This is a genomic window from Streptomyces anandii JCM 4720, assembly GCF_014650655.1.
Lineage (GTDB): Bacteria > Actinomycetota > Actinomycetes > Streptomycetales > Streptomycetaceae > Streptomyces > Streptomyces anandii.
In genome coordinates this window covers 1-9,483 of the sequence record NZ_BMVJ01000017.1, presented here as the reverse complement: position 1 = coordinate 9,483, position 9,483 = coordinate 1, and the positions used below count along the sequence as shown (strand labels likewise).

Below are 9,483 nucleotides of genomic sequence, written 5' to 3'. Positions count from 1 at the left end.
CAGGGCGGCCCGGTGCCCGGCGTCCGTCACATCGCCGGGCAGGGCCTCCACGCGCGCCCCGTGCCCGGCCACCGCACGCGCCGCCTCCGCCAGCACCCGCCCGCCCCTCGCGTCGAGCACCAGATCCCAGCCCCGCCCGGCCAGGGCTTCGGCCAGCGCCCGCCCCAGCCCCTTCGAAGCTCCCGTGATGATCGCTACCGGCATGACACCCGTTCCCTCGTCATGACGCCCGTCCCCCGTGGGCCGGGCCGTCGCGTTGCGCCTCGTGATCGGCGTGCCGCCACCGTAGGAACGCGGCGCCCCGCGCCACCTCGGGCGCGGGCCCCGGAACCGCGCGGTCCTTCGCCCTAGGGCGACCGGCCGGGGCCCCGGGCGGCAGGCCGTCCGGCCGGGACCCGGGACCTAGGACCACGGCCCGGGTCGGGCCCCCCACAGGTCCGATCCGCGCTGTCACACCCCGCCGGTACCGTGAGGGCATGAGTCACGGCCCCCGGTCCGGCCTCGCCGCGGTGAGCTCCGCGCTGCTGGCCATGAGCAGACACCTCGAGGTGCGCGACGTCCTCAAGACGATCGTCGCCTCGGCCCGTGAGCTGCTCGGCGCGCAGTACGCCGCCCTCGGCGTCCCGGACGACCACGGCGGCTTCGCCCAGTTCGTGGTCGACGGGGTCAGCGACGAGCAGTGGCGGGCCATCGGCCCCCTCCCGCGCCAGCACGGCATCCTCGCCGCGATGCTGCGCGAGGCCAGGTCCGAGCGCCTCGCCGACGTGCGCACCGACCCACGCTTCGAGGGCTGGCCCTCCGCCCACCCCGAGCTGTCCGACTTCCTGGGCCTGCCCATCCGCGACGGCGACGAGGTCATCGGGGCCCTCTTCCTCGCCAACAAGACCTGCCCCAAACCGGAGGGCACCTGCGGCTTCACCGAGGAGGACGAGGAACTGCTGGCCATCCTCGCCCAGCACGCCGCGATCGCCCTCACCAACGCCCGCCTCTACGAGCGCAGCCGCGAGCTCACCATCGCCGAGGAGCGCTCCCGCCTCGCCCACGAGCTGCACGACGCGGTGAGCCAGAAGCTGTTCTCCTTGCGCCTGACCGCCCAGGCCGCCGCCGCACTCGTCGACCGCGACCCCGCGCGCGCCAAGGGCGAGCTCCAGCAGGTCGCCGCCCTCGCCGCCGAGGCCGCCGACGAACTGCGCGCCGCCGTGGTCGAGCTCCGCCCCGCCGCCCTCGACGAGGACGGCCTCGTCGCCACCCTGCGCACCCAGATCCAGGTCCTCGACCGTGCCCACACCGCGCGCGTCACCTTCGCCGCCCACGGCTTCCGCGCCCTGCCGGCCGCCCAGGAGGAGGCCCTGCTCCGCGTCGCCCAGGAGGCCCTGCACAACGCCCTGCGGCACGCGGACCCGCAGCACGTCGACGTCACCCTGGACCGCCGCGGCTGCGGCGCCGTCCTGCGCATCACCGACGACGGCACCGGCTTCGACCCGAGGACGGTACGACGCGCGGGACGCCACCTCGGCCTGGTCTCCATGCGCGACCGGGCGAGCGGGGTCGGCGGCAGGCTCACGGTGGAATCGGCGCCCGGCAAGGGCACCGCGATCGAGATGGAGGTCCCCGGTGGCTGACGCGATCAGGGTGCTGCTCGTCGACGACCACCAGGTCGTCCGCCGGGGTCTGCGCACCTTCCTGGAGGTACAGGACGACATCGAGGTCGTCGGCGAGGCCGCGGACGGAGCCGAGGGCGTCGAACGGGCCGAGGAACTGCGGCCCGACGTCGTCCTCATGGACGTCAAGATGCCCGTCATGGACGGCGTCGAGGCGCTGCGCCGGCTCCGCGAGCTCGACAACCCCGCGCGGGTGCTGATCGTCACCAGCTTCACCGAGCAGCGCACGGTGGTCCCGGCCCTGCGCGCGGGCGCCGCCGGGTATGTCTACAAGGACGTCGACCCCGACGCCCTCGCCGGCGCCATCCGCTCCGTCCACGCCGGCCACATCCTGCTCCAACCGGAGGTCGCGGGCGCCCTGCTGTCCCAGGAGGAGACCAACTCCGGGCAGGGCCGCGGGACTTCGCTCACCGAGCGGGAGCGCGAGGTACTCGTCCTGATAGCGGACGGCCGCTCCAACCGCGAGATCGCCCGCGCCCTGGTGCTATCCGAGAAGACCGTCAAGACGCACGTGTCGAACATCCTCATGAAGCTCGACCTGGCGGACCGCACCCAGGCCGCCCTCTGGGCCGTACGCCACGGCGTGACCGGCTGACCACGTCCCACTCCGGACTGAGATTCATACCGTCGTGGGAATGTCCCCCGGATGGCGCAACCTCCGCCGCACCCGGCCGTTCTCCAGTGCGTGCCGCGGCGACTGCCGCGGTGATCCACCAGGAAGGCTGAGAAGTGAAGAACCTGAAGAAGGCAGCGGCCGTGACGATGGTGGCCGGCGGGCTCGTGGCCGCCGCCGCCTCGATGGCCTCCGCCACCGACGGCGCCTGGGCCGGCGGCGCCGCCCACGGCTCCCCGGGCTTCGGCTCGGGCAACGTCGTCCAGGCCCGCATCGACATCCCGGTCAACGCCGTCGGCAACAGCGTCAACGTCATCGGCGCCCTGAACCCCGCCTTCGGCAACCTGGGCCTCAACCACTGACACCCCCGCCCCAGATCCCCAGGGAGGCGGACGCGGCCCGTCCGGCACTCGAGGACGAGGCCGCTCAGGCCGAAGCGGGGGTCTGGGGGTGGCAGCCCCCGGAACGCCTGCTCCGTCCCGGGGCGCGACACAGAGGACGTGCAAGACCTGAAGGTCACCGCACCCCTTTCTCCCGCTCCTCCACAACGGAGTTGTACGCCGCGACCTGCGCCCGCCGAGCCGTCCGCTCGACGGGCCGCAGCGCGGCCCCCCGCGCCGCCATCTCCGACGCGCTCACCGCGCCCCCGTGCCCGCCCTCGTACGCCAGCGACACCAGCAGCCCCACCCGCTGCGCCATCTCGAGCACCCGGGCCGCCCGCTGCGGATACCCCGGCGCCAGCACGTCCTGCGCGCGCCCGCGCTCCGCCCGTGCCCGGTAGGCGTCGATCGCCGCCTCCGCCACCGGCCCCGACCCCGCCACATCGAGCCGGGACAGCACCTGCGTGGCCTCCCGCAGCGCCTCCGCCAGCTCCCGTTCGGCCTCGCCCAGCGACGGCACGTCGGCGGGCGGAGCCTCCCGCACCGGCAGCACGTGCCACACCACCTCGGCGTGCACATCGCCCTCCGGCCCGGCCTCGTACACCTCGGGCACCAGCCCGAAGGCCGCCCCGTGGCAGACCACCGCCTCCTCGGCCTGGAGCGCACGAGCGTTGAACTCCGGCGGGCCGCTCAGCCCCAGCGGATGGCCCGGCGCCGGCAGCGCCACCCGCAGCGCGCCCACCCCCAGCGTCCGCAGCCGCCCCAGCGCGAGCGTCAACCCGACCGGGCCGGACTCCCCGGGCAGCCCCTCCACCCGATGGACGGCGTCGTCACCCACGATGGCGAGCACGGCGTCGTCCGGCGAGACAATTCCGGACAGAAGGGCGTTTCCCCAAGCGGCAAGGCGTCCAGAGCGCGGTTCCGAGAGCATGCCCCCACCCTAAGGACCGGACCGATGGAATGGCCCGCCCATCTCGTGGCGTAGATTCGTTGAGGGCTGCGCCCACCGGCGCGGCGGACCGAGCCACAGGCGTACGCGACAGCCGAGACCGGCGGCACACTGCAAGGGGAGACAACGCGCTCATGAGCGATGTTCTGGAGCTTCAGGACGTATCCGTGGTCCGCGAGGGCCGGGCTCTGGTGGACCAGGTCTCCTGGTCGGTCAAGGAGGGCGAGCGCTGGGTCATCCTCGGCCCGAACGGCGCCGGCAAGACCACCCTCCTGAACGTCGCCTCCAGCTACCTCTTCCCCAGCAAGGGCACCGCCACCATCCTCGGCGAGACCCTCGGCCGCCCCGGCACCGACGTCTTCGAGCTCCGCCCCCGGATCGGCGTGGCCGGCATCGCCCTGGCCGAAAAGCTCCCCAAGCGCCAGACCGTCCTGCAGACCGTGCTCACCGCCGCCTACGGCATGACCGCCGGCTGGCAGGAGGAGTACGAGGACGTCGACGAGCAGCGAGCCCGCGCCTTCCTCGACCGCCTCGGCATGAGCGACTACCTCGACCGGAGGTTCGGCACCCTCTCCGAGGGCGAGCGCAAGCGCACCCTGATCGCCCGCGCCCTGATGACCGACCCCGAGCTGCTCCTGCTCGACGAGCCCGCCGCCGGCCTCGACCTCGGCGGCCGCGAGGACCTGGTCCGCCGCCTCGGCCGGCTCGCCCGCGACCCGATCGCCCCCTCCATGATCATGGTCACCCACCACGTCGAGGAGATCGCCCCCGGCTTCACCCACGTCCTGATGATCCGTCAGGGCAAGGTACTCGCCGCCGGCCCCCTGGAGCTCGAACTCTCCTCCCGCAACCTCTCCCGCTGCTTCGGCCTCCCGCTCGTCGTCGAGCAGGTCGGCGACCGCTGGACCGCCCAGGGCCTGCCCCTCACCTGACCGACCCCTTCGCGCCCTGTCGTCGGCACGACCGGCGGTCCTACCATGACCATGTGAACGACATCGACGCATGGGTGTGGTGGCTCGTCGGCGCGGCCGCGCTCGGAATCCCGCTCGTGGTGACCGCGATGCCGGAGTTCGGCATGTTCGCCGTGGGCGCCGTCGCCGCCGCCGTCGTGGCCGGCTTCGGCTTCGGCTTCGTCGTACAGGTGCTCACCTTCGTCGTGGTCTCGGTCGCCCTGATCGCCGTCGTCCGCCCCATCGCCTACCGGCACAGCCGGCAGAACCCCCGACTGGCCACGGGCATCGACGCGTTGAAGGGCAGACAGGCGGTCGTCCTGGAGCGCGTCGACGGCTCCGGCGGCCGCATCAAGCTGGCCGGGGAGGTCTGGTCCGCCCGCGCGCTCAACGGCGACCTCAGCTACGAAGTGGGCCAGGAAGTGGACGTCGTGGAGATCGAGGGGGCCACCGCCATCGTCATGTGACCTCGTACGACAGGGACTTGACACACCCGACGCAATGGAACCGAACACCCTCCGGGGTGAGCGACGGTCTGTCAGACTCGACAGCAAGATCTTCGACAGCCGTAACAGCCCATAAGATCTTCCGAAAGCGCCGAGGCGGAGAAGGGATACGGGGAGCAACGATGGCACCGGTCGTCATCGTCCTGATCGTTCTGGTGGTGTTGGTCTTCATCGCCCTGATCAAGACGATCCAAGTCATCCCGCAGGCCAGCGCCGCCATCGTGGAGCGCTTCGGCCGCTACACACGGACGCTGAACGCGGGCCTCAACATCGTCGTCCCGTTCATCGACACGATCCGCAACCGCATCGACCTGCGCGAGCAGGTCGTCCCCTTCCCGCCCCAGCCGGTGATCACCCAGGACAACCTGGTCGTCAACATCGACACCGTCATCTACTACCAGGTGACCGACGCCCGCGCCGCGACCTACGAGGTCGCCAGCTACATCCAGGCCATCGAACAGCTCACCGTCACCACCCTGCGCAACATCATCGGCGGCATGGACCTCGAGCGCACCCTCACCTCCCGCGAGGAGATCAACGCGGCCCTGCGCGGCGTCCTCGACGAGGCCACCGGCAAGTGGGGCATCCGCGTCAACCGCGTCGAACTCAAGGCCATCGAGCCCCCCACCTCCATCCAGGACTCGATGGAGAAGCAGATGCGCGCCGACCGGGACAAGCGCGCCGCCATCCTCCAGGCCGAAGGTGTCCGGCAGTCCGAGATCCTGCGTGCCGAGGGCGAGAAGCAGTCCCAGATCCTGCGCGCCGAAGGTGAGGCGAAGGCCGCCGCACTGCGCGCCGAGGGCGAGGCCCAGGCCGTCCGCACGGTCTTCGAGGCCATCCACGCCGGCGACCCCGACCAGAAGCTCCTGTCCTACCAGTACCTCCAGATGCTCCCGAAGATCGCCGAGGGCGACGCCAACAAGCTCTGGATCGTCCCCAGCGAGATCGGCGACGCCCTCAAGGGCCTGTCCGGCGCGGTCGGCAACTTCGGCCCCCTGGGCGGCGGTTCGGGCGGCAACGGCAACTCCACGAACCCCGGCGTGCCCAGCCAGGAGCGCCGCGAGAAGCCGTCCATCGACTGACGGCCCGCGCGGGCGACCGTACACGGCAAGGGGCCCGTCTCCACGCGGAGACGGGCCCTTGCCGTCGGTTCGCCGCCGCACGCGCCACCCGGTCGTCGTACGCGCCACGCCGCCGTCGTACGGGTCACGGGCGGCCGTCGTACGGACTACGCGGCCGGCTGCGCCAGCCAGTCGGGAAGCGCCTCGAAGTCGTCGTGCCCCAGGGCCAGAAGCATCGCGTCCGCCGGCGTCGGCTCGAAAGGCTCGTGCAGCAAGGGCATACCCGCCTGCTCCGGAGTCCGGTCCGCCTTGCGGTGGTTGTCCTCCGCGCACGAGGCCACCGTGTTCAGCCAGGTGTCCTGCCCGCCCCGCGACCTCGGCACCACGTGGTCCACGGTCGTCGCCCGCCGCCCGCAGTACGCGCACCGGTGCCGGTCCCGCACCAGAACACCCCGCCTCGACCACGGGGCTTGTCTTCGGAACGGCACCCGTACGTATCTGCACAGCCTGATGACCCTCGGCGCGGGTATGTCCACCGCCGCTCCCCGCATCCGCAGTTCGGGGTGGGCCTGCTCCACGACGGCCTTGGCCTGCAGCACCAGAACGACGGCTCGGTTCAGCGTCACCGTCGACAGCGGCTCGAAGCTCGCGTTCAGCACCAGCGTGTCCCGCATACCAGCCCACCTCCCGTGTGCACCTGCCCACCCCCTGGCGGGCTTGGATCAACTCTGGACGGGCGCGCCGAGATGGACAACGCAATAAAAACTGCCCGCCTCCGATCACTTCCAAGACCAGAGGCGGGCAAACGTTCAATGAACGTCAGTCTGCGCGGCGGGCGCCGACGGGCGGGTCAGCCTTCGGCGGGATTCTCGTACTCACCGATCAGCTGCGCCCGGGCCAGCGTGTGGAACCGCAGGTTGAAGCCCACGACCGCGGGAGAGGCGTCCGAGTCCGGACCCAGCTTCTCCTGGTCGACCGCGTACACCGTGAAGACGTACCGGTGCGGGCCGTCCCCGGGCGGCGGGGCCGCACCGCCGAAGTCCTTCGTCCCGTAGTCGTTGCGCGCGTGCACGGCGCCCTCGGGCAACCCCTCGAACTTGCCGCCGCCCGCACCCGCCGGCAGCTCCGTCACCGAGACCGGGATGTCGAACAGCACCCAGTGCCAGAAGCCGCTGCCGGTCGGGGCGTCGGGGTCGTAGCACGTCACGGCGAAGCTCTTGGTCTCCGGCGGGAAGCCCTCCCAGCGCAGCTGCGGCGAGGTGTTCCCCGCCGCCTGGACCTGAGCGTCCTTGAGCGTCGCCCCCTCCCGGACGTCGTCGCTCGTGACCGTGAACGACGGCACGGGCGGATGGAAGTCGTGGGGGAGCGGCCGCCTCTTGAGCTCGGTCACCTCGGTACCTCCTGATCGGTTACGTGCTGCTGCCGGTGGCCCTCTACGGAACCACCGGTTCCCGAGCCTAGAACCAACTGCGCTTGCTGCCGACCTCGGCGATCCACTGGTGGAGGTACGCCGCCCAGTCGGTCCCCTGGTAGTCGTGCTGGCCCACCTGGAAGGAGCGGTACGTGTCGCTGCCCTCGCTGAACAGACCCGGCTTCTTGTCCATCTCCAGCACGACGTCCATCGCGTGCTCGTCGGCCACGAAGCTCAACTCGACCTGGTTCAGTCCCCGGTACTGCGACGGCGGGTAGAACTCGATCTCCTGGTAGAACGGCAGCCGCTGCCGCGTGCCCCGGATGTGGCCGCGCTCCATGTCGGCGCTCTTGAAGCGGAAGCCCAGCTGGATGAACGCGTCCAGGATCGCCTTCTGCGCCGGCAGCGGGTGCACGTTGATCGGGTCGAGGTCACCGGAGTCGATGGCCCGCGCGATCGCCAGCTCGGTCGTCACGCCGATGTGCATGCCCCGCAGCGACTGCCCGTCGATCATGGTGACCGGCGTCTCCCACGGGATCTCCAGCCCGAACGGCACGGCGTGCACTGCCCCGGCCTGCAGCTCGAAGGCACCGCCGAGCCGCACCTTGGTGAACTCGATGTTCTGCTTGTACTCCTCGTCGCCGCTCTCGACCTCGACCTTGGCCTGCAGCCCCACCGAGAGACCCTCGATGTCCTGGTTCACGGACCCGCCCTGGATCCGCACCTCGCCCTGGACGACCCCGCCCGGCACGACGTTCACCTCGTGCAGCACCGTCTCCACCGACGCCCCACCCGCCCCGAGGCTCGCGAGCAGCTTCTTGAAGGCCATGACTCTCCCTTTACGTGTGGACCCTTGATCCCTACAAACGCGATCCGGCCACCACCGGTTCCGCGCCCACACCCTGACAAGGGAAGGGAACCTTGACCACCCCTTGACACCCACCCGTCTGGACTACGCTCGGACGGCATGATCGCGCCCTCGGACCGTACGCCCCTGCCCAGAGACTTCTTCGACCGCCCCGTACTGGACGTCGCCCCCGACCTCCTGGGCCGGATCCTCGTGCGTTCCACCCCCGACGGCCCGATCGCGCTCCGCCTGACGGAGGTCGAGGCCTACGACGGCCCGAACGACCCCGGCTCCCACGCCTACCGCGGCCGTACCGCCCGCAACGGCGTGATGTTCGGTCCGCCCGGTCACGTGTACGTCTACTTCACCTACGGCATGTGGCACTGCATGAACCTGGTCTGCGGCCCCGAGGGCCGTGCGAGCGGGGTGCTGCTGCGCGCCGGGGAGATCGTCGAGGGCGCCGAGCTGGCCCGCATCCGCCGGCTCTCGGCCCGCAACGACAAGGAACTGGCCAAAGGCCCGGCCCGTCTGGCCACCGCCCTCGGCGTCGGCCGGGACCTCGACGGCACCGACGCCTGCGCCGCCGGGGAGACGCCCATACGGATCGTCGCGGGTACCCCTGTCCCCTCTCATCAGGTACGCAACGGCCCGCGCACCGGGGTGGCCGGCGAGGGCGGGAACGGCGACGTCCACCCGTGGCGCTTCTGGATCGCCGACGACCCCACCGTGAGCCCGTACCGGGCCCACGCACCACGCCGCCGCCGAAGTTGACTCGCCTGCCGAAGGTGCGTAATGTAGCCCGAGCCGCTGAACCGGGTACGGCGATCGCCTGCAGCCGGAGCGGCCAACCCACTACCTACTGTGAACCCCCAGCGGGGTCGATTGTGGCGTGTCCGCATGCCCTAATTCGAACTCGCGGAGCCCGATTATGAATCGGTGCGGGAATCGGCTAACGTAGTGAATGTCGAAAGGCCGACGAGCGAAAGCGCGAAAGCCGGACGACAAACCCGCCGGCCGGGAATCGGATCGAAAAGATCTGATAGAGTCGGAAACACCGAAGGGAAGCGCCCGGAGGAAAGCCCGAGAGGGTGAGTACGAAGGAAGC

12 protein-coding genes are annotated in these 9,483 nt (G+C 71.2%); 7 read left to right on the top strand and 5 right to left on the bottom strand.

Annotated elements, in window-relative coordinates; all coding sequences use genetic code 11:
- Window positions 1-204, bottom strand: a 204-nt coding sequence (locus tag IE249_RS38500) for an SDR family NAD(P)-dependent oxidoreductase (RefSeq protein WP_229859279.1), incomplete at its 3' end; no start/stop codon positions are given.
- 272 nt (window positions 205-476) lie between these two features.
- Here IE249_RS38500 and IE249_RS26035 point away from each other — a divergent pair.
- The 3 genes from IE249_RS26035 to IE249_RS26025 all read left to right on the top strand — a co-directional run bounded on the left by IE249_RS26035 (window position 477) and on the right by IE249_RS26025 (window position 2,636).
- Window positions 477-1,622: a GAF domain-containing sensor histidine kinase gene (locus tag IE249_RS26035; RefSeq protein ID WP_189708481.1), complete on the top strand. Its 1,146-nt coding sequence runs from the start codon at window positions 477-479 to the stop codon at window positions 1,620-1,622.
- Window positions 1,615-2,256: a response regulator gene (locus IE249_RS26030; protein ID WP_189708479.1), complete on the top strand. Its 642-nt coding sequence runs from the start codon at window positions 1,615-1,617 to the stop codon at window positions 2,254-2,256. Before IE249_RS26035 ends, IE249_RS26030 begins: the two co-directional genes overlap by 8 nt.
- 134 nt (window positions 2,257-2,390) lie before the next feature.
- Window positions 2,391-2,636, top strand: coding sequence for a chaplin (locus IE249_RS26025; RefSeq protein WP_189708477.1), 246 nt, complete (start codon window positions 2,391-2,393; stop codon window positions 2,634-2,636).
- A gap of 154 nt (window positions 2,637-2,790) precedes the next feature.
- Here IE249_RS26025 and IE249_RS26020 read toward each other — a convergent pair whose 3' ends face one another.
- Entirely contained in the window at window positions 2,791-3,585 is a 795-nt protein-coding gene (locus IE249_RS26020) for an Rv1486c family protein (protein ID WP_189708475.1), read from the bottom strand.
- A gap of 152 nt (window positions 3,586-3,737) precedes the next feature.
- Between IE249_RS26020 and IE249_RS26015 the strand changes: the two genes are divergently transcribed.
- The 3 genes from IE249_RS26015 (at window position 3,738) to IE249_RS26005 (ending at window position 6,141) form a co-directional block, all read left to right on the top strand.
- Window positions 3,738-4,535, top strand: a complete 798-nt coding sequence (locus IE249_RS26015) for an ABC transporter ATP-binding protein (protein WP_189708473.1) — start codon at window positions 3,738-3,740, stop codon at window positions 4,533-4,535.
- A 53-nt stretch (window positions 4,536-4,588) separates the two neighbouring features.
- Window positions 4,589-5,020, top strand: a complete 432-nt coding sequence (locus tag IE249_RS26010) for an NfeD family protein (protein ID WP_189708471.1) — start codon at window positions 4,589-4,591, stop codon at window positions 5,018-5,020.
- Window positions 5,021-5,181: 161 nt separating this feature from the next.
- The gene (locus IE249_RS26005) at window positions 5,182-6,141 is read left to right on the top strand and encodes an SPFH domain-containing protein (RefSeq protein WP_189708469.1); all 960 of its coding nucleotides are present in this window, start codon (window positions 5,182-5,184) and stop codon (window positions 6,139-6,141) included.
- Window positions 6,142-6,287: 146 nt separating this feature from the next.
- On the opposite strand, the gene IE249_RS26000 is transcribed toward IE249_RS26005, so the two are convergent.
- The 3 genes from IE249_RS26000 to IE249_RS25990 all read right to left on the bottom strand — a co-directional run bounded on the left by IE249_RS26000 (window position 6,288) and on the right by IE249_RS25990 (window position 8,360).
- Window positions 6,288-6,794 (bottom strand): HNH endonuclease, encoded by a 507-nt coding sequence (locus IE249_RS26000; RefSeq protein ID WP_189708467.1) that lies wholly within the window; start codon window positions 6,792-6,794, stop codon window positions 6,288-6,290.
- Window positions 6,795-6,970: 176 nt separating this feature from the next.
- Window positions 6,971-7,510 (bottom strand): YbhB/YbcL family Raf kinase inhibitor-like protein, encoded by a 540-nt coding sequence (locus IE249_RS25995; protein ID WP_189708465.1) that lies wholly within the window; start codon window positions 7,508-7,510, stop codon window positions 6,971-6,973.
- A gap of 67 nt (window positions 7,511-7,577) precedes the next feature.
- Entirely contained in the window at window positions 7,578-8,360 is a 783-nt protein-coding gene (locus IE249_RS25990) for a sporulation protein (protein WP_189708463.1), read from the bottom strand.
- Window positions 8,361-8,498: 138 nt separating this feature from the next.
- Between IE249_RS25990 and IE249_RS25985 the strand changes: the two genes are divergently transcribed.
- A complete protein-coding gene (locus IE249_RS25985; protein WP_189708461.1) occupies window positions 8,499-9,149 on the top strand; it encodes a DNA-3-methyladenine glycosylase in 651 nt (216 codons plus the stop codon).
- Window positions 9,150-9,483: the final 334 nt, after the last annotated feature.

Bases quoted from the DNA above. Each gene is read 5' to 3' on its own strand.
- IE249_RS26035 (WP_189708481.1), top strand. From the start codon at position 477: ATGAGTCACGGCCCCCGGTCCGGCCTCGCCGCGGTGAGCTCCGCGCTG.
- IE249_RS26020 (WP_189708475.1), bottom strand. From the start codon at position 3,585: ATGCTCTCGGAACCGCGCTCTGGACGCCTTGCCGCTTGGGGAAACGCC.
- IE249_RS26015 (WP_189708473.1), top strand. From the start codon at position 3,738: ATGAGCGATGTTCTGGAGCTTCAGGACGTATCCGTGGTCCGCGAGGGC.
- IE249_RS26005 (WP_189708469.1), top strand. From the start codon at position 5,182: ATGGCACCGGTCGTCATCGTCCTGATCGTTCTGGTGGTGTTGGTCTTC.
- IE249_RS26000 (WP_189708467.1), bottom strand. From the start codon at position 6,794: ATGCGGGACACGCTGGTGCTGAACGCGAGCTTCGAGCCGCTGTCGACG.
- IE249_RS25990 (WP_189708463.1), bottom strand. From the start codon at position 8,360: ATGGCCTTCAAGAAGCTGCTCGCGAGCCTCGGGGCGGGTGGGGCGTCG.
- IE249_RS25985 (WP_189708461.1), top strand. From the start codon at position 8,499: ATGATCGCGCCCTCGGACCGTACGCCCCTGCCCAGAGACTTCTTCGAC.